This is a genomic window from Pseudomonas sp. 478 (genome assembly GCF_003254125.1).
GTDB lineage: Bacteria > Pseudomonadota > Gammaproteobacteria > Pseudomonadales > Pseudomonadaceae > Aquipseudomonas.
Genome location: NZ_QKZG01000001.1, coordinates 558,513 through 578,049 on the forward strand (window position 1 = coordinate 558,513; position 19,537 = coordinate 578,049).

17 protein-coding genes are annotated in these 19,537 nt (G+C 61.3%); 15 read left to right on the forward strand and 2 right to left on the reverse strand.

The window, feature by feature from the left end:
• Positions 1-59 precede the first annotated feature (59 nt).
• The gene (gene gshB / locus DFS28_RS02760) at positions 60-1,013 is read right to left on the reverse strand and encodes a glutathione synthase (protein WP_111448460.1); all 954 of its coding nucleotides are present in this window, start codon (positions 1,011-1,013) and stop codon (positions 60-62) included.
• Positions 1,014-1,247: 234 nt separating this feature from the next.
• On the opposite strand from gshB, the gene pilG reads away from it, so the two are divergent.
• The 6 genes from pilG to DFS28_RS02790 all read left to right on the forward strand — a co-directional run bounded on the left by pilG (position 1,248) and on the right by DFS28_RS02790 (position 11,240).
• Positions 1,248-1,652, forward strand: a complete 405-nt coding sequence (gene pilG, locus DFS28_RS02765; RefSeq protein WP_111448588.1) for a twitching motility response regulator PilG — start codon at positions 1,248-1,250, stop codon at positions 1,650-1,652.
• A 57-nt stretch (positions 1,653-1,709) separates the two neighbouring features.
• Positions 1,710-2,075 carry a twitching motility response regulator PilH gene (gene pilH / locus DFS28_RS02770; protein WP_008068134.1) on the forward strand — a complete coding sequence of 122 codons (366 nt, stop codon included), beginning with the start codon at positions 1,710-1,712 and terminating at the stop codon, positions 2,073-2,075.
• Between the two features lie 10 nt (positions 2,076-2,085).
• Positions 2,086-2,619: a chemotaxis protein CheW gene (locus tag DFS28_RS02775; RefSeq protein WP_111448461.1), complete on the forward strand. Its 534-nt coding sequence runs from the start codon at positions 2,086-2,088 to the stop codon at positions 2,617-2,619.
• A 156-nt stretch (positions 2,620-2,775) separates the two neighbouring features.
• On the forward strand, positions 2,776-4,833 hold the full coding sequence (locus DFS28_RS02780) for a methyl-accepting chemotaxis protein (RefSeq protein WP_111448462.1): 2,058 nt from the start codon (positions 2,776-2,778) through the stop codon (positions 4,831-4,833).
• A 52-nt stretch (positions 4,834-4,885) separates the two neighbouring features.
• Positions 4,886-10,792 carry an Hpt domain-containing protein gene (locus tag DFS28_RS02785; RefSeq protein WP_111448463.1) on the forward strand — a complete coding sequence of 1,969 codons (5,907 nt, stop codon included), beginning with the start codon at positions 4,886-4,888 and terminating at the stop codon, positions 10,790-10,792.
• The gene (locus tag DFS28_RS02790) at positions 10,785-11,240 is read left to right on the forward strand and encodes a chemotaxis protein CheW (protein WP_111448464.1); all 456 of its coding nucleotides are present in this window, start codon (positions 10,785-10,787) and stop codon (positions 11,238-11,240) included. The genes DFS28_RS02785 and DFS28_RS02790 overlap by 8 nt, the downstream gene beginning before the upstream one ends.
• A gap of 114 nt (positions 11,241-11,354) precedes the next feature.
• On the opposite strand, the gene DFS28_RS02795 is transcribed toward DFS28_RS02790, so the two are convergent.
• On the reverse strand, positions 11,355-11,729 hold the full coding sequence (locus DFS28_RS02795; RefSeq protein WP_111448465.1) for a DUF6124 family protein: 375 nt from the start codon (positions 11,727-11,729) through the stop codon (positions 11,355-11,357).
• Between the two features lie 471 nt (positions 11,730-12,200).
• Between DFS28_RS02795 and DFS28_RS02800 the strand changes: the two genes are divergently transcribed.
• The 9 genes from DFS28_RS02800 to mdcH all read left to right on the forward strand — a co-directional run bounded on the left by DFS28_RS02800 (position 12,201) and on the right by mdcH (position 19,473).
• A complete protein-coding gene (locus DFS28_RS02800; protein WP_111448466.1) occupies positions 12,201-12,830 on the forward strand; it encodes a nucleotidyltransferase domain-containing protein in 630 nt (209 codons plus the stop codon).
• Positions 12,793-13,218, forward strand: a complete 426-nt coding sequence (locus tag DFS28_RS02805) for a hypothetical protein (protein ID WP_111448467.1) — start codon at positions 12,793-12,795, stop codon at positions 13,216-13,218. Before DFS28_RS02800 ends, DFS28_RS02805 begins: the two co-directional genes overlap by 38 nt.
• Positions 13,219-13,480: 262 nt before the next feature.
• Positions 13,481-15,151, forward strand: a complete 1,671-nt coding sequence (mdcA, locus tag DFS28_RS02810; protein ID WP_008152587.1) for a malonate decarboxylase subunit alpha — start codon at positions 13,481-13,483, stop codon at positions 15,149-15,151.
• Entirely contained in the window at positions 15,151-16,008 is an 858-nt protein-coding gene (locus tag DFS28_RS02815) for a triphosphoribosyl-dephospho-CoA synthase (RefSeq protein ID WP_111448468.1), read from the forward strand. The genes mdcA and DFS28_RS02815 overlap by 1 nt, the downstream gene beginning before the upstream one ends.
• Positions 16,008-16,307, forward strand: a complete 300-nt coding sequence (locus tag DFS28_RS02820; RefSeq protein ID WP_046045241.1) for a malonate decarboxylase subunit delta — start codon at positions 16,008-16,010, stop codon at positions 16,305-16,307. Before DFS28_RS02815 ends, DFS28_RS02820 begins: the two co-directional genes overlap by 1 nt.
• The gene (locus tag DFS28_RS02825; protein WP_111448469.1) at positions 16,300-17,151 is read left to right on the forward strand and encodes a biotin-independent malonate decarboxylase subunit beta; all 852 of its coding nucleotides are present in this window, start codon (positions 16,300-16,302) and stop codon (positions 17,149-17,151) included. The genes DFS28_RS02820 and DFS28_RS02825 overlap by 8 nt, the downstream gene beginning before the upstream one ends.
• A complete protein-coding gene (gene mdcE / locus DFS28_RS02830; protein ID WP_111448470.1) occupies positions 17,148-17,951 on the forward strand; it encodes a biotin-independent malonate decarboxylase subunit gamma in 804 nt (267 codons plus the stop codon). The genes DFS28_RS02825 and mdcE overlap by 4 nt, the downstream gene beginning before the upstream one ends.
• A complete protein-coding gene (locus tag DFS28_RS02835) occupies positions 17,945-18,565 on the forward strand; it encodes a malonate decarboxylase holo-ACP synthase (protein WP_111448471.1) in 621 nt (206 codons plus the stop codon). Before mdcE ends, DFS28_RS02835 begins: the two co-directional genes overlap by 7 nt.
• The gene (mdcH, locus tag DFS28_RS02840) at positions 18,562-19,473 is read left to right on the forward strand and encodes a malonate decarboxylase subunit epsilon (RefSeq protein WP_111448472.1); all 912 of its coding nucleotides are present in this window, start codon (positions 18,562-18,564) and stop codon (positions 19,471-19,473) included. The genes DFS28_RS02835 and mdcH overlap by 4 nt, the downstream gene beginning before the upstream one ends.
• Positions 19,474-19,537 lie beyond the last annotated feature (64 nt).

A 19,537-nucleotide genomic window follows, 5' to 3' on the forward strand; every position in this document is an offset into this window, starting at 1 on the left:
GCGTTTTTCACAGGCCGCGGATGATAACGCAATGTTGGTCGTTTCTTGGCTGTTCTATATCAACGGGCCTTGAGCTTCTGATCGATGGCATCCATCAACAGGCCGCCGATGTCGGTGCCGAACGCGTTATCAATCTCGCGAATGCAGGTCGGGCTGGTGACGTTGATCTCCGTCAGATGCTCGCCGATTACGTCGAGACCGACGAACAGCAGGCCCTTCTCACGCAGGGTCGGGCCGACTTGGGCGGCGATCCAGCGATCTTTCTCGGTCAGCGGTCGGGCCTCGCCACGGCCGCCAGCGGCGAGGTTGCCACGGGTTTCGCCAGCGGCCGGGATTCGTGCCAGGCAGTAATCCACCGGCTCGCCGTCGATCATCAGGATGCGCTTGTCGCCATCGACGATCGCCGGCAGGTAACCCTGGATCATGATCTGCTGTTTGCCATGCAGGGTCAGTGTCTCGAGGATTACCGACAGGTTCGGGTGGCCGGCGGTGTGACGGAAGATCGAAGAACCGCCCATGCCGTCCAGCGGCTTGAGGATCACATCGCCGTGGTGGTCGGCGAATTCACGCAGTACGTCCGGGCGACGGCTGACGATGGTCGGCGGCGTGCACTGCGGGAACAGCGTGGCGAACAGTTTCTCGTTGCAGTCGCGCAGGCTTTGCGGCTTGTTCACCACCAGCACGCCAGCGCGTTCGGCTTGCTCCAGCAGGTAAGTGGAGTAGACGAACTCCATGTCGAACGGCGGATCCTTGCGCATCAGGATCACGTCCAGATCGCTCAGCAGTGCGTCAGTCTCGGCTTCGAGCTCGAACCATTTTGCCGGGTTGGCGAAGACTTTCAACGGACGCATCCGCGCCCGCGCTTCGCCTTCGGCCTGGTACAAATCCCCCTGTTCCATATAGAACAGTTCCCAGCCGCGCTTCTGTGCGGCCAACAGCATGGCCAGCGAGCTATCCTTTTTATAGGAAATGCTGGCAATAGGATCCATGACAATCCCGACGCGAACGCTCATGGGTTTTTCCTCGAATTTGGGTGGTCCGATTGGACACGAAAAAGTGGCGTCAGATTGGCGCTCAGTGTGTTCCCGGTCAAGGAAAAACCACCGCGCCGGTCCCCCGATAGATTGCATTTGGAGACTGTGCTAAAAAGGCTGCCATATCGTTCCGGCCCTTAAACATCAAGGGTTTCGAGCCTCCGGTTATCGGAAATGGACAATTTGATTCGCAAAGGCGACGGCAGAGCATTTATGGAACAGCATTCCAGCGCCTTGAAGGTCATGGTGATCGACGATTCGAAGACGATTCGCCGCACCGCCGAAACGCTGTTGAAGAACGTGGGGTGTGAAGTGATCACCGCCGTCGATGGTTTCGATGCCCTGGCCAAGATTGCCGACAATCACCCCGGCATCATCTTTGTCGACATCATGATGCCGCGTCTGGATGGTTATCAGACCTGCGCTTTAATCAAGAACAACAGTGCGTTCAAGTCCACGCCAGTGATTATGCTGTCGTCCAAGGACGGGCTGTTCGACAAGGCCAAGGGGCGCATCGTCGGCTCCGACCAGTTTTTGACCAAGCCTTTCAGCAAGGAAGAACTGCTGAACGCGATCCAGGCCCATGTTCCGGGCTTCGCCGCCGTTTTGCCGCAGTAGGACACGCACAGTGACGCTCGGCCAGCGGGCCCGGGGTCGACAAGAATGGGGAAAACCATGGCACGTATTCTGATCGTCGATGATTCGCCGACCGAAATGTACAAACTGACCGGCATGCTGGAAAAGCACGGTCATGAAGTGTTGAAAGCCGAAAACGGCGCCGACGGCGTGGCCCTGGCCCGTCAGGAAAAACCCGACGCCGTTCTGATGGACATCGTCATGCCTGGCCTTAACGGTTTCCAGGCGACCCGTCAGCTGACCAAAGACCCGGAAACCGGGCACATTCCAGTGATCATCATCACCACCAAGGATCAGGAAACCGACAAGGTCTGGGGCACGCGCCAGGGCGCCAAGGACTACCTGACCAAACCGGTCGACGAAGAGACCCTGATCAAGACCCTGAACAACGTGCTGGCCGGTTGATCGTCCGGCCATGACCGAGTCGTTGACGGCTTTCGAACTGCTGCTGCAGATCGACCAGCGTTGTCGTCTGCTGGCGGCGGACTTGCCGTCCCAGCCGACCCGACAAGACAGTTGGAGCGGCATCGGCTTCCGTCTGGGCGAACACTGGTACGTCGCGCCGATGGGCGAGGTCAGCGAAGTGTTGCACGAGCCTCGGTTCACCCAACTGCCAGGGGTCAGACCCTGGGTCAAGGGCGTGGCCAACCTGCGCGGGCGTCTGTTGCCGATCATCGATTTGTGTGGCTTCTTCGGGTATGAGCTGTCAGCCGTGCGCAAGCAGCGCCGGGTATTGGTGGTGGAGCATAACGACGTGTTTGCCGGGTTGATGGTCGATGAGGTCGTCGGCCTCCAGCACTTTGCCCAGGACAGCCTTGAGCCGGTAGATACCTTGAGCGGCCCGATTGCACCGTTCATCAAAGGCCGGTTTCAGCGTGAGCAGACCTGGCAGGTGTTCAGCCCGTTTGCGTTGGTGCAGTCCCAAAGCTTTATGCACGTAGCGCTGTAACTGGCGCAACGCCGATCCTATGTGGGAGCGGGCTCGCTCGCGAAGGCGGTGGGTCAGTCAGCATCAATGTTGAATGAATGACCGCATTCGCGAGCAAGCCCGCTCCCACAGGGGATCTATGGCGGGTTCTAAAGGTGCGTTAACAGGCGAGGACCGATGATAAAAGCAAAAACAGGCAAGCCAGAAGGGTCGCGCAGCCGGTCACAGATCATCGCGCTGTTCATCGCGCTGATCGTCTTCATCATGCTGCTGTTCGCCAACTTCGCGTACCTCAACACCCAGGCCACGTACGACAAACAGTACATCGGCCACGCCGGTGAGCTGCGCGTGCTGTCCCAGCGCATTGCCAAGAACGCCACCGAAGCGGCGGCCGGCAAGGCGGCGGCGTTCAAGCTGCTGAGCGATGCGCGCAATGACTTTGCCCAACGCTGGGGCTATCTGAAGAAAGGCGACCCCGCCACCGGCCTGCCGCCGGCGCCGTCCACCGTGCGCCCGGAAATGCGCGCCGTGCAACTGGACTGGGAACGCTTGCTGAAAAACACCGACGCGATTCTCTCCAGCGAGCAGACCGTGCTGTCGCTGCATCAAGTCGCTGCAACCCTGGCCGAAACCGTGCCGCAGTTGCAGGTCGAGTACGAAAAAGTCGTCGAAACGCTTCTCCAGCGCGGCGCCCCGGCTGCGCAGGTGGCCATGGCCCAACGCCAGTCGCTGTTGGCTGAGCGGATTCTCGGTGCAGTGAACACCGTGCTGTCCGGTGATGAAAATTCGCAGCAGGCCGCCGACGCCTTCGGTCGCGATGCGGCGCGATTCGGCCAGGTGCTCAACGGCATGCTCCAGGGCAATCCGTCACTGAAAGTCAGCCAGGTTGAAGACCGCGATGCGCGCGCGCGGTTGATCGAGATTTCCGAGCTGTTCGAATTCGTCTCGGGTTCGGTGGATGAAATCCTCGAAACCTCGCCGGAGCTGTTCAAGGTCCGTGAATCGGCGACCAATATTTTCACGCTGTCGCAGACCCTGCTCGAGGAAGCCTCGCACCTGGCCGGCGGTTTCGAAAACCTGGCCGGCGGGCGCAACACCGACACCATTGGCGGCTACGTGCTGGGCCTGTTGGCGCTGATGTCGATCATCCTCATTGGTCTGGTGATGGTCCGTGAAACCAACCGTCAGCTGCGCGAAACGGCCGAGAAGAACGAGCGTAACCAGAACGCGATCATGCGTCTGCTCGACGAGATCGAAGACCTGGCGGACGGCGACCTGACCGTGACCGCCTCGGTGACCGAAGACTTCACCGGGACCATCGCCGACTCGATCAACTACTCCGTGGACCAATTGCGCGATCTGGTGGCGACCATCAACCTTACCGCTGGCCAGGTCGCTGCCGCCGTGCAGGAAACCCAGGCCACCGCCATGCACCTGGCCCAGGCTTCGGAGCATCAGGCGCAGCAGATTGCCGAAGCCTCCACCGCGATCAACGACATGGCTGAGTCCATCGATCAGGTCTCGGCCAACGCCGCTGAGTCCTCGGCGGTGGCCGAACGCTCGGTGGAAATTGCCAACAAGGGCAACGAGGTGGTGCACAACACCATCCACGGCATGGACAATATTCGCGAGCAGATTCAAGACACCGCCAAGCGCATCAAACGCCTCGGCGAGTCTTCTCAGGAAATCGGCGACATTGTCAGCCTGATCGATGACATTGCCGACCAGACCAACATCCTTGCGCTCAACGCGGCGATCCAGGCCTCCATGGCCGGTGATGCCGGGCGCGGTTTTGCGGTGGTCGCCGATGAAGTCCAGCGGCTGGCCGAGCGCTCGTCCGCCGCGACCCGGCAGATCGAAACCCTGGTGCGGGCGATTCAGACCGACACCAACGAAGCGGTGATTTCCATGGAGCAGACCACCACCGAAGTGGTGCGTGGCGCGCGTCTGGCGCAGGATGCCGGAGTGGCCCTGGAAGAAATCGAAGGCGTGTCGAAGACCCTCGCCGCGTTGATCCAGAGTATTTCCAACGCCGCGCAGCAACAGACGTCCTCGGCCGGTCAGATTTCCTTGACGATGAACGTGATCCAGCAGATCACCACGCAGACCTCGTCCGGCTCCACCGCCACCGCCGAGAGCATTGGCAACCTGGCGAAAATGGCCAGCCAGCTGCGGCGTTCGGTGTCCGGTTTCACTTTGCCGGCCGCCAAGGCTGAGGCTGCAGATAAAGTGTGAAACGCCTGCGAGCGAATGCATTTTTTGAGTAGAGCAGTGATTTGGAGTGGTTATGGGTGATCGGCACGACTATGTGGCCCTCGAGTGGGTCAAAGGCGAGATTGCCGAAACGCTGAAAGTGGCTCACCAGGCGATTGAAACGTTGCTTGATGACCCGCAGGCGACGCACGCCCTCAGCGAATGCCTGGCGTGCCTCCATCAGGTTCACGGCAGTTTGCAGATGGTCGAATTCTACGGCGCGGCGCTGCTCGCCGAAGAGATGGAACATCTGACCAGCGCCTTGCAACAGAACCGCGTCAGTCATCGCGATGAGACGCTCCACCTGTTGCTGCAAGCCCTTGGACAGCTGCCGATTTACCTCGACCGGGTGCAAGGTGCGCGCCGCGACCTGCCGCTGGTGGTGTTGCCACTGATCAACGATCTGCGCAGCGCCCGTGGCGAAAGTCTGTTGTCGGAAACCAGCTTGTTCAGCCCGCAACTGCCGGACCTGCCGCCCCTGGACGAAGCGTCGCTGGCGTTGCTGGAGCCGGCAGATTTACCGAACGTGCTGCGCAAATTGCGGCAAATGTTGCAGATGGCCCTGGTCGGGTTACTGCGTGAACAGGACGGCGAAACCAATCTCGGTTACCTGACCAAGGTTTTTGCGCGCCTCGAAGGGCTGTGCGGCAACGCGCCCTTGAGCCCGTTGTGGCAAGTCGCCTCGGCGCTGGTCGAAGGCATGCGCGACGGCTCGATTGCCAACAGTCCGGCGTTGCGCAGCCTGTTCAAGGAGGCCGACAAAGAACTCAAGCGCCTGCTCGAACAGGGCATGCCGGGCATCAATCAGCCGGCGCCGCTAGAGTTACTCAAGAGTTTGCTGTTCTACATTGCCAAGGCCGAACATCCCACCGGGCAGATGCTGACCATGAAAGATTGCTACGGACTGGACGACGCGCTGCCTGACAGCGCAATGGTCGACGAAGAACGCGCACGGCTGGCCGGTCCCGACCGCGATGCCATGCGCTCGGTGTTGGCCGCTTTGTGTGAAGAGCTGGTGCGGGTCAAGGAACGCCTTGACCTGTTCGTGCGCAGCGACCGCCAACACACCTCGGACCTCGAAAGCCTGCTGGCGCCCCTGCGGCAAATCGCCGATACCCTGGCGGTGCTCGGTTTTGGCCAGCCACGCAAGGTCATCATCGATCAACTGGCGGTGGTGCTGAGCCTGGCCCAGGGCCAGCGTGAGCCCAACGACGCGATCCTGATGGACGTCGCCGGTGCCTTGCTCTACGTCGAAGCGACGCTGGCCGGCATGGTCGGCACCGTCGAGCCGGAAAGCCAGGAAGACAGCCGCCTGCCGACCACCGACCTGACCCAGATCCATCAGATCGTGATCAAGGAAGCGCGCATCTGCCTGCAACAGGCCAAGGACATGATCGTCGACTACATCGACGCCGACTGGGACCGCCAGCACTTGCAGCCACTGCCGGCCTTGCTGACCCAGGTGCGCGGTGCGCTGGCGATGATTCCGTTGAGCCGTGCGGCGAGCCTGATCGAAACCTGCAACCACTTCATCCGCGAGCACCTGCTGCTGGATCCGGATCACCCCGGCTGGCAGGAACTGGACAGCCTGGCCGACGTCATCACCAGCATCGAGTATTACCTGGAGCGCCTCAGCGACGACCCCGAAGCGCCGAGCGAAAAGTTGCTCGACGTTGCGGAAAAAAGCCTGGCTTCACTCGGCTTTTTCCCCAGCGAGCAGCAGGTGCCGGTGCTTGACGATGTGCTCAGCCCGAGTGAAGCGCAGGTCATGCAGGATCTGCAGGAACTGGACGACCCTGAGACCGTCAAGTCACTGGCCGATGTATTGGCCAGCCCTGTGTCCTCCGTCAATCCGCCCGCCCTGACGATTCCGGGAAGCCTGTTGCCGCCGCCCACCGGTGAAGAACCGGTGGACGATGAGCTGCGGGAAGTGTTCCTCGAAGAAACCGATGAAGTGCTGGAAATCCTCCGGGAGTACCTGCCGCGCTGGTCGGCTAACCCCGACGATAAACCTGCCTTGAGTGAATTGCGCCGGGCATTCCACACCTTGAAAGGCAGTGGCCGAATGGTCCGCGCGTTGGTGTTGGGTGAACTGGCCTGGGCGGTGGAAAACTTGCTCAACCGCGTGCTGGAGCACAGCGTTGCGCCAGGGGCCGCGGTGCAACAATTGCTCCGCGATGCCCTGGACCTGCTGCCGAAGCTGGTGGCCGAATTTGCCGCCAATGCCCAGCGCCAATGCAACCAGGTCGACCAATTGGCCGCTCGCGCCCATGCCCTCGCCAAGGGCGATACGCCTGCCAGCGAAGAAGATACCCAGGATGTGGCGGCCCTCGATCCGCTGTTGCTGGAGATCTTCCGCAAGGAAGCCGAGACCCATCTCGCCAGCCTCAACCGTTTCCTCGATAAAGCCGCCGAGCACGTGCCATTGCAGGCCAGTGACGAGTTGCAGCGGGCGCTGCACACCCTCAAGGGCAGTGCCTACATGGCGGGCGTATTGCCGATCGCCGAGCTGGCAAAACCGCTGGATCATCTGACCCGGGAGTACAAGGCGCACCTGCTCGCCCTCGACCTGGACGAAGTCGAACTGCTGCTCGAAGCCGAAGGACTGTTCCGTCTCGGCTTGCGACAGCTCAAGACTGATCCGCTGGCGGAGATTCCCGGCGCCCGCTCATTGATCGAACGAACCCAGGCGTTGCTGGCCGAGCGCTTGGAAATGCTCCTGAGTGCACCGAATTCCGGGTTGCGCATCAAGCGTGATCCGCAACTGATCAACAACTTCCTCGCCCAAGGCATGGACATCCTGCTGGATGCCGAGAGCCTGTTGCAACGCTGGCAGCAACATCCCGGCGAGCGTCAGGAACTCAGCGCATTGCTGGACGAATTGACCACCCTCGGCGAAGGCGCGCACCTGGCGGATCTGCATCCGGTGGATGAACTCTGCGAAGCCTTGCTCGACCTCTACGGTGCGGTTGAAGAAAGCAGCCTGGCGGTCAGCGAGGCGTTTTTCCATGAGGCACAAAGTGCCCATGAAGCGCTGATCAACATGCTCGACGAACTGGCCGCCGGCCAGGAAGTCAGCCCGCAACCGCAACGCATTCGGGCCTTGCGCGGGTTGCTTGATGAGAGCCTGGATCCGTCGGCGATGGGGCTGATTCGCAGCGATGGCAGCCGCACGCTGAGCATCCGGGAATTGGGCAGTGCCACGGCCGAACTGAAACAGACCGCGACCCAGGTTGAGCTGGACGATGAGATCGTTTCGATCTTCCTCGAAGAGGCGGTGGATATCCTCGAAAGCGCCGGCCAGGCCTTGCAGCGCTGGCTCAGCGACCCGGATAACGCTGCGCCGTTGTTGTCGTTGCAGCGAGATTTGCACACCCTCAAGGGTGGTGCGCGGATGGCCGAAGTCGAGCCGGTTGGTGAACTGGCCCATGAACTGGAAAACCTTTACGAAGGTCTGGTGGACCGCCGTTACGCCTACAGCGAAGCCTTGGCGCACCTGCTGCAACACAGTCATGACCGGCTCGCGCAGCTGCTTGATCAGTTGCAGAACCAGCGGCCCTTGGGTGATCCGGGTGAGGTGATCGAGGCCATTCGCGAGTTTCGCCAGGGCAACGCCAGCGCTGTTGAAACGGTCGAACCGGCACGGGCCGAGGATTCACCGGGCCATGATCCAGAGCTGCTGGAGATCTTCCTCGAGGAAGGTTTCGACATCATCGAAAACTCCGGCGCGGCGCTGGTGCGCTGGCAGGCCGAGCCGTCGAATCGTCAGGAAGTGGAAACCCTGCTGCGTGATTTGCACACCCTCAAGGGTGGCGCGCGGATGGTGGAAATCGCGCCGATCGGCGACCTTGCCCATGAGCTGGAATTCCTCTACGAAGGCCTGTCCGCTGGCGTGTTGCAACCCACTGCCGCGTTGTTCGGCTTGTTGCAAAGCAGCCACGACCGACTGGCGCAGATGCTCGACGCGACCCGTGCCGGTCACCCTTTGCCGCCCGCCGATCAACTGATCGATGAGATCAAGAATTTCAGTCATCCGGCGGTGCCCGAAACACCGGCACCGGTCCTGGTGCCTGCAACGCCGAAAATCGAGACGCCCGCACTGCAACCCGATGCCGGCGCGGACATGGTCAAGGTCTCGGCAGAACTGCTCGACGATCTGGTCAACCTGGCCGGCGAAACCTCGATTTTTCGTGGGCGGATCGAACAACAAGTCAACGATGCGCGCGTGACCCTGAGCGAGATGGAAACCACCATTGAGCGTATGCGCGACCAGCTGCGTCGTCTCGATACCGAAACCCAGGGGCGGATTCTCAGCCGTCAGCAAGTCGACGCCGAACGCCTGGGCTACGAAGAATTCGATCCGCTGGAAATGGACCGCCACTCGCAGTTGCAGCAACTGTCGCGCGCGCTGTTCGAATCCGCCTCCGACCTGCTCGACCTCAAGGAAACCCTCGACCGACGCAATCAGGACGCTGAGAACCTGCTGCAACAACAGGGCCGCATCAACACCGAATTGCAGGAAGGCCTGATGCGCACGCGCATGGTGCCGTTCGAGCGGATGCTGCCGCGCTTGAAGCGGATCGTCCGCCAGGTCTCCAGCGAACTGGGCAAGGATGTGGACTTCATCGTCGGCAATGCCGAAGGCGAGATGGACCGCAACGTCCTCGAACGCATGGCCGCGCCGTTGGAACACATGCTGCGCAACGCCGTGGATCATGGCCTGGAATCCGCCGAGGTGCGTATCGCCGCGGGTAAACCGGCTCAGGGGCGAATCACCCTCGACCTGTCGCGAGAGGGTGGCGACATCATTTTCGACATCCGCGACGACGGTGCCGGCGTGCCGCTGGACGCGGTGCGGAGCAAGGCGATCAAACGCGGGTTGCTGGCCCCGGACAGCGACATCAGCGACCGCGATGTGCTGCAATTCATCCTGCAACCGGGGTTCTCCACCGCCGAGAAAATCACCCAGATTTCCGGACGCGGCGTCGGCATGGACGTGGTGCATGAAGAGGTCCGGCAGCTCGGCGGCAGCATGAGCATCGACTCTGTGCCGGGGCAGGGCGTGCACTTTCGCATTCGCCTGCCGTTTACTGTGTCGGTCAACCGGGCGCTGATGGTGCAGTGTTTTGATGATCAGTACGCGATACCGCTGAACACCATCGACGGCATCGTTCGCGTGCTGCCCAACGAACTTGAAGGGCATTACCGGCTCGATCCGCCGACCTACCAATACGCCGGGCAAGACTATGAACTGTGCTACCTCGGCGAACTGCTGAAAACCAGCCATCGCCCGAAACTGCTGGGCCAGAGCCTGCCGCTGCCGGTGTTGCTGGTGCAGTGCAACGAACGACATATCGCGGTGCAAGTCGACTCCATGGCCGGCACTCGCGAGATCGTGGTCAAAAGCCTCGGCCCGCAGTTTGCAGCGGTGCAGGGTTTGTCCGGGGCGACGATTCTCGGCGATGGGCGGGTGGTGCTGATTCTTGATTTGCTGGCGCCGATCCGCGCGATGCAGGCCCGTTTGCCGCAACAGCCAGTGACTCAGGACGCGGAGGTTGAGCCGCATAAACCGCTGCTGGTGTTGGTGGTCGATGACTCGGTCACCGTGCGCAAGGTCACCAGCCGTCTGCTGGAACGCCACGGCATGAACGTGCTGACCGCCAAGGACGGTGTCGACGCCATGCTGCTGCTTGAAGACCACATGCCTGACCTGATGCTGCTGGACATCGAAATGCCGCGCATGGACGGTTTTGAAGTCGCGACCCAGGTCCGCGCCGACGAACGTCTGCAGCACCTGCCGATCATCATGATCACCTCCCGCACCGGCCAGAAACACCGCGACCGCGCCATGGCCATCGGCGTCAACGACTACCTCGGCAAGCCGTACCAGGAATCGGTGCTGCTCGACAGCATCCACCTGTGGAGCAAAACCCATGCTTGAGCACCGCACCAGCAACCTCACCGGCCTGCTGCTGCCCTTGGCTGACCGCAACCTGATTTTGCCCAACGTCGCTGTGGCGGAGCTTATTGATTACCAACCCAGCGCCTTCGACCTCGACACGCCGCCGTGGTACCTGGGGTTGGTGAAGTGGCGGGATCGACAGATTCCGTTGATCAGTTTCGAGTCGGCCTGTGGGCAGAAAATCGTCATCGGCGAGCGGGCGCGGATCGTCATCCTCAATGCGCTCGGTGGGCGGCCCGATCTGAAATTCATCGCCTTGCTGGTGCAGGGGATTCCGCGGTCTTACAAGCTTGATAGTCAGTTGAGCTATGTGGATGTGCCGTTGTGCTCGCTGGAACAGGCGGCGGTGCAGGTGGGGGAACAAGTGGCCAAGGTGCCGAATCTGCTGGCGTTGGAGGCGTTGCTGGTGAATGCCGGGTTGACCTGACTGGCCCCTTCGCGGGCAAGCCCGCTCCCACATTGGATCTGCGTCGTACACAAACCCCCTGTGGGAGCGGGCTTGCCCGCGAAGGCGGCCTTCAATTCACCACAGCCCTGACTGCTAAGCGCTGGCCTGAGCCTTCAGTTGAGATTCCTCATGATGATCCAGCGCCCGCTCCACCAACAATTGCACCCCATCCGCCATGCGGCTGAGCGCCAAGGCTACAGAGCGGCGTGAGCCGTCCACATCGTCCGCCAGATCGGCAGCAATGGCGCTGATGGACAGCAGGTCTTCGGAGGCATTGGTCAGAAGGGCTTCGGTGTCGATGTCGGGGGAGACGCTGAAGAGGTGATGTTTACGGCGCTTGCCCGGTTTTTCAGGGGGTGGGAAGTAGTAGGAAAAGACGCGGTCGGCGGCTTCCTTGAGTTTTTCGGCTTCGAGGGAGGCTTCGGAACTGGTGTCGGTTTCCGGGGGATTGGGAGTTGGTTTGAACATGGCAAAGATCCTTATAGTGATGGAGCTGCCATTTTTCGTTTTCCAGACGAAAAGGGTGGCAGCTGTACGCGGACTGGAAAAACCGAGTAAGGATCAAACCCGGCAGACCCGAAGGTCTCCCACGCACAGCCGCCATAACTTAGAACTACGGAGCAAAAAAAGCGCCGCATTATGTCATGTGCATTGATCCTGTCCTTCGGGTTTTCCAGGCCCGGTCGCTGAATTGGCAGCGACCCGGAAACGATAAAGATCAACGCAAAACCCCGCCAGTCGGCGGGTTCCGGCATTGTTGTAGGCAGCGACGCCAGACTGTGTAGCCTCACACCGTTCCGGCGGACAAACTTTTAAACACAAAACCCAAGCTGTCGGACCTTCCTACAAGCCTCCTATCCACAAAGGTTTCTGCATTCAGGTTGAAGATTCCCAAAAAGGGACCTATCGTTCCCTTTTTGGGACTTATCGGTCGTTGCCGTGAAAAACCTGTCATTGAGCGAAGCCTTGTTCACCACCACCCAGCAAAAAGTGCTGGGCCTATTGTTCGGTAAACCCGACCGAAGTTTTTACGCCAACGAGATCGCCCGCTGGGCTCAAGTGGGTAAAGGCAGCCTCATGCGCGAGCTGGATCGGTTGCAGCGGGCAGGCGTGCTGACCATGACCCGTCAGGGCAACCAGACCCACTATCAAGCCAATCCCGACTGCCCGATTTATGCCGAACTGCTGGGCATTGCCCGTAAAACCTTTGGTATTGCCGAGCCTTTGCGTCAGGCGCTCCAACCCTTTGCCGAACAGATCACCTGGGCATTTGTGTACGGCTCGATCGCCAAGGATCAGGCAAACGCATCCAGTGACATTGATCTCATGCTGATCGGCGAGGGCCTGCACTACGGTGAAGTGATGGAGCGGCTCATGCCGATGGAAGAGCAACTGGGCCGCCCCCTCAACCCGACGCTCTACACCCCCGACGACTGGGCCGCGAAACTGGCGGCTGAAAATAGTTTTGTCGTGCGGGTAGCGCAGCAGGACAAGATCAATCTGATGGGGGGAAACCCTTTGGAGTCCAAGGATGGGCAGCAACGAGAACCTGGAGAATCTGTTACGTAGCGGTGGACTGAAAGCTGAGCCGCCGGATCGCAAGGAATGCGAAGGATTGATGCGTTCAGCTGTGGATCGATTGAAAGACGCGCAAACGTCTTCGCTTTCCTTCGCGAGTCATTTCGACCTGGCTTACAACGCTGCCCATGCCCTTGCACTGACGGCTCTTCGCTTGCGCGGCTACCGTTCAGACAAGCGATATCTGGTGTTTCAGTGCCTGGTTCATACCGCTGATATTGGCAAAGTACAGGTCCGGCTATTCGCCCTGTGTCATGAGCGACGAAACCTGGCGGAGTACGAAGGCTATATGGATGAAGATCCGCCGTTGTTGGCGCAGTTGTTGGAAAGTGCCGAGCAGTTGCAGATTCGTGTGCAGCAGCAGATGACCGGACCGTAATGCTCCGTCATTGAAAACTGCGGAGATTGTTCTGGCCTCTTCGCGAGCAAGCCCGCTCCCACAGTGTCCGTGTCGTTCTCAAATCCTAAGTCATCCACGATACCGGTGGGAGCGGGCTTGCTCGCGAAGGCGTCAGCGCGGGCAACGAATCCCGCCCGTCAACCATTAACCTGACCGTAACGATCCATCTCTCTACTTGATTGATGCCCCCCACCCAACGCTCCTAAGGTGACTCCCACGACAGCGAACCCGTGGAGTGGTCATGACAACAACAATATCCCCCGACTCGCGATGGACGCGGCGGCGCAGCGAAAAGCAGCGGCGTCTCGAGCTGGTACGGGGTCTCGCCGACGGTGTGGTCCTGCCCACCGACAAAATCGTTGCGGCGCTGGAGGCTTTGATCCTGCCCGGCGACCGTGTGGTGCTGGAGGGCAATAACCAGAAGCAGGCTGATTTCCTGTCCCGCTCCCTGGCCAAGGCTGATCCCGCGAAGCTGCATGACCTGCACATGATCATGCCCAGCGTCGGGCGTTCCGAGCACCTGGACCTGTTCGAACGCGGCATCGCCCGCAAGCTCGACTTCTCTTTCGCCGGCACCCAGAGCCTGCGCATCAGCCAGTTGCTGGAAGATGGCCTGCTGGAAATCGGTGCGATCCACACCTACATCGAGCTCTATGCGCGACTGGTGGTCGACCTGATTCCCAACGTCGTGCTCTCGGCCGGTTTCATGGCCGACCGCGCCGGCAACATTTACACCGGCCCAAGCACCGAAGACACCCCCGCATTGATCGAGCCGGCCGCTTTCAGCGACGGCATCGTCATCGTCCAGGTCAATCAACTGGTCGACGATGTCAGCGACTTGCCTCGCGTCGACATCCCCGCGTCCTGGGTCGACTTCGTGGTGGTGGCCGACAAGCCGTTCTACATCGAACCGCTGTTCACCCGCGACCCGCGCCACATCAAGCCTGTGCACGTGTTGATGGCGATGATGGCGATCCGCGGGATCTACGAAAAACACAACGTCCAGTCCTTGAACCACGGCATCGGTTTCAACACTGCTGCCATCGAACTGATCCTGCCGACCTACGGCGAATCCCTCGGCCTGAAGGGCAAGATTTGCCGCAACTGGACCCTTAATCCGCACCCAACCTTGATCCCGGCCATCGAAAGCGGCTGGGTCGAAAGCGTGCATTGCTTCGGCACCGAACTGGGGATGGAAAACTACATCGCCGCCCGGCCCGATGTGTTCTTCACCGGGCGCGACGGCTCCCTGCGTTCCAACCGGATGTTCTGCCAACTGGCCGGGCAATACGCGGTGGACCTGTTCATCGGCGCCACCCTGCAAGTCGACGGCGACGGCCATTCCTCCACCGTGACCCGCGGTCGCCTGGCCGGTTTCGGTGGTGCACCGAACATGGGCCATGACCCACGCGGTCGCCGCCACGGCACCCCAGCCTGGCTCGACATGCGCCATGACGATGCGCCCGAAGCGCTGCTGGAGCGGGGCAAGAAACTCGTGGTGCAAATGGTCGAGACCTTCCAGGAGGGCGGCAAACCGACCTTCGTCGAAACCCTCGACGCGGTGGAAGTGGCGAGAAAAAGCGGCATGCCGCTGGCGCCGATCATGATCTACGGCGACGACGTCACCCACCTGCTGACCGAAGAAGGCATCGCCTATTTGTACAAAGCGCGTTCGCTGGAAGAACGTCAGGCGATGATCGCGGCCGTGGCCGGGGTCACCGTCATCGGCCTGCGCCACAACCCGAAAGACACCGCGCGCATGCGCCGCGAAGGCCTGATTGCCTTGCCCGAGGACCTCGGCATCCGCCGCACCGACGCCACCCGCGAATTGCTCGCCGCCAAAAGCGTGGCCGATCTGGTCGAGTGGTCCGGTGGCCTCTACAACCCGCCCGCCAAGTTCAGGAGCTGGTAATGCACGCATTCAACCTGCAACCGAAAACCCTGTCCCTGGCTGAGCGGCTGGCGGATCTGGCCGTGGACGCACTGATTGACGAAGCGGACCTGTCGCCGAAACCGGCCCTGGTCGACCGTCGCGGCAATGGTGCGCACACCGATTTGTACCTCGGGCTGATGCACGCTTCGGCGCTGTCCCTGTGGCCTGCGTTCAAGGAAATGGCGGAAGCGGCCATCGAGTTTGGTGAAGTCGGTCTGCCGCTGCGCGAAGCGATTGGCCTGATCGGTCGTGAAGGCGAGGCGGTGATGCTCGCCACCACGGGCGGCGTGAACACCCATCGCGGGGCGATTTGGGCGTTGGGTCTGTTGGTCGCTGCTACCGCGTTGGAATCCACTGATACCAAGGCAAGCGCTGTGACTGTGCGCGCCGCACGTCTGGCCTTGCTCGACGACCGTTACGCGCCGCGTCCTCTGAGCCACGGTGCGCAAGTCGCCCAGCGTTATGGCGCACGCGGTGCCCGTGAAGAAGCGCAGCTCGGTTTTCCGGCGGTGATTCAACGGGCGCTGCCGCAACTCAAACGCAGCCGCGCCGCCGGTCATGGCGAGCAGAGCGCCCGGCTCGATGCCTTGCTGGCGATCATGACGAATCTGGCCGACACCTGCGTGCTCTACCGTGCCGGCGAACAAGGCCTGCAGACCATGCAACTCGGCGCCCAGGCCGTGCTCGATGCGGGCGGCAGTGCCAGCCTCGCCGGCCGCCGTCGTTTGCATGACTTGGATGAACAACTGATCGCGTTGAACGCCTCGCCCGGCGGCGCTGCTGACTTGCTCGCCGCTTGCTTGTTCATCGACCGCATCGAATCCGGAGCTTTCTGATGGAAACCCTATCTTTTGAATTCCCCGCCGGGCAGCCGCCACGCGGCCGGACGCTGGTGGGCTGTGTCGGCTCGGGCGATCTGGAAGTGCTGATCGAACCCGGCCAGGCCGGCAAACTGACGATCAAGGTGCAGACCTCGGTCAACGGCGCCGAACAACGCTGGCAGCATCTGTTTGCGCGGATGTTCGATGGTCAGACACCGCCGGCAATGGCCATCGATATCCACGATTTCGGCGCGACGCCGGGTGTGGTGCGCTTGCGTCTGGAACAAGGCTTCGAGGAGATCGGCCATGAGTGACAGTGCAGAACTCCTCCACAAGCACAGCTTCGTCGAACTCGGCGCCCGGCAACGGGCGAAAGCCTTGCTCGACGCCGGTACCTTCCGCGAATTGCTCGACCCGTTTCAGCGTGTCATGTCGCCATGGCTGTTGCGCCAGGGCGTGGTACCGCAAGCGGATGACGGCGTGGTGATCGCCAAGGGCAGCATCGGCGGTTTGCCGGTGGTGATCGCTGCCATCGAAGGCGCATTCCAGGGCGGCAGCCTCGGTGAAGTCGGTGGGGCGAAGATTGCCGGTGCGCTGGAACTGGCGGCCGAAGACAACCGCAACGACATTCCGACCCGCGCCGTGTTGCTGCTGGAAACCGGTGGCGTGCGTTTGCAGGAGGCCAACCTTGGGCTGGCGGCGATTGCCGATATTCATGCGGCGATTGTCGATCTACGCCAATACCAGCCCGTTGTGGGTGTGGTGGCCGGCAGCGTCGGTTGCTTTGGCGGGATGTCGATTGCCGCCGGGTTGTGCAGTTATCTGCTGGTGACCCAGGAAGCGCGGCTTGGCCTCAACGGTCCGCAAGTGATCGAACAGGAAGCGGGGCTTGAGGAATACGACTCCCGTGATCGTCCTTTCATCTGGAGCCTGACCGGTGGCGAGCAACGTTTTGCCAGTGGTTTGGTGGATCGCTTCGTCGCAGACGACGTGGCGCAGGTTCAGCAGCAGGTCAGTGAATTGCTCAAGCAAGGTTTGCCGGAACAGCAACGCAGCCGTCAGGCCGAATGGTTCCTGCAACGATTGGCCCGTCTGGACGCCGAGCCGCAAATCGAGCCGTCGACGGTTCGCGATCTGTATCAAGGAGAGCGCTCATGAGTTCGTATTCCCTGAGAGGTTTGAGCTGGTTCAACGCCTTGAGTGCGGGCGCCAAACCGGTTGATGGTTTGCCCGCTTCGTTGAAGGTTGCCGACGGTGTATTGGGTGACCAACCCGTTCGCTTTATCGCGGTGGTGGCTGATCCCGACAACCGTTTCGTCCGCGCCCGCAATGGCGAGGTCGGGCTGCTGGAAGGTTGGGGGTTGGCCAAAGCCGTGGATGACGTCATCGCAGCGGATCTGGATAAATCGCAGAAACGCGCCTTGATCGCCATCGTCGACGTGCCGAGTCAGGCCTACGGTCGGCGCGAAGAAGCACTCGGTATTCATCAGGCCTTGGCCGGTGCCGCAGACAGCTATGCCCGCGCCCGGCTGGCCGGCCATGCCGTGATCGGTTTGTTGGTGGGCAAGGCGATGTCCGGGGCGTTTCTGGCGCATGGGTATCAGGCCAATCGGCTGATTGCCCTGCGCGATCCGGGCGTGATGGTGCATGCGATGGGCAAGGCTTCGGCGGCGCGGGTGACGTTGCGCAGCGTCGAAGAACTCGAAGCACTGGCCGCCAGCGTGCCGCCGATGGCGTACGATATCGACAGTTACGCGAGCCTTGGACTGCTTTGGGAAACCTTGTCGGTGGAACAGATCGAGCAGCCGACGGCGGCGGATCTGACCCGGGTGACTGAATGCCTGAATCAGGCGATTGGCGATGTCGCCACCAGTGGCCGAGACCTGAGCAGCCGCTTGGGCGCGAGCAACCGTGCGGCGTCGAGCCAGGTTCGCCAATTGCTGAGAGCGCAGTGGTGAACACGCTTCTGGCCCACGACCTGCTCTGGGGGCTGACCCCGGAGCAGTTGCCTGCGGATGCACCTTCGTGGGTGATTGAGTCGATCAGTGCGGGTCAACCGGTGGTGGTTCGGCGTGCGTTGAGCGCGGCGGATCACATCGCGGTCGGCGTGCGTGGACGTTTGCGTGAGCAGCGTTATGCAACGGTGATGTCGGTCGATGCAATCCAGCGTCAAGTCCGGCCGGAAGCGCTTTGTCATGTCGCGATTGATCGGGATTTGCCGGCAGTGCGCGCCCTCAATCAACTGCGGCCGATGCTCGATTCCTGTGAGTGGGTGTGGGGTGTCAGCGGCAGCGCCGGGTTTGAATTGGCCAGCGGTTTTCAGGCGTTGCACGAGGGCAGCGATCTCGACTTGATCCTGCGTACACCGCAGCCGTTGGATCGTGTGCAGGCGCAGGCACTGGTGAAGGTTCTCGATGCTGCTGTCTGCCAGGTGGACATGCAGTTGCAGACTCCATTAGGTGCAGTCGCCTTGCGCGAATGGGCCGGCTCTGCACGTCGGGTTTTGCTGAAAAATGCGAGCCAGGCTGTTCTGGTGATTAACCCCTGGAACCCGCAGGAGCAAGCAGCGTGAGCAGCTTGCTGGTGTTCCCAGGCCAGGGCGCGCAGCAGCCGGGCATGCTCCATCGTTTGCCTCGGGAAACAGTGATCGAGGCAAGTGAAGTCCTCGGGGAAGATGCTTTTCTTCTGGATTCTGCCGAAGCGCTGAAGTCGACAAGAGCGGTTCAGCTCTGCCTGTTGATCGCTGGCGTCGCGGCTTCCCGCCAGTTGTTGATGACGGCGGATTACGTGGCGGGATTGTCCATCGGCGCCTACCCGGCAGCGGTGGTCGCCGGTGCCCTGAGCTTCAGCGATGCGCTGCATCTGGTGAGCCTGCGCGGTGAACTGATGCAACAGGCTTATCCGCAGGGCTATGGCATGACCGCGATCATCGGTCTGGACCTGGCCACGGTGGAAGAGTTGCTGGCGCAGGTTCACAGCGTCGACACGCCGGTTTACCTGGCCAACATCAACGCCGATAACCAAGTGGTGATTGCCGGCAGCGATGGCGCGATGAAGGCCGTCGCCGAGTTGGCGAAAGGTCGCGGTGCAGGTCTGGCCAAACGCCTGGCCGTCAGCGTGCCGTCCCACTGCCCGCTGCTGGACACACCTGCGAAAACCCTGGCCGAAGCCTTCGCCAAGGTGCGGCTGAAAACACCGACGCTGGGCTACCTGAGCGGCAGTCGCGCCCGGCCGATCATCAACGCCGACGCCTTGCGCGACGACCTGGCGTTCAACATGTGCCGCGTGGTGGATTGGCGCGGCACAGTACAAAGCGCCTACGAGCGCGGCGTACGTCTACAGATCGAACTGCCGCCCGGTGCGGTGCTGACCGGGCTGGCGCGTCGGGTGTTCGAGCAGGGCACCGTGATTGCCTTCGACGGTGCGCGGCTCGATACCTTGCAGGCGCTGTTGCGTGAGGAGGGAAGCCGCCAACCCTAGAACACCGACTCAGGCCTTCGAACAACAAAAACAACATTCGACGATGCACTTTGAGGACAACAAC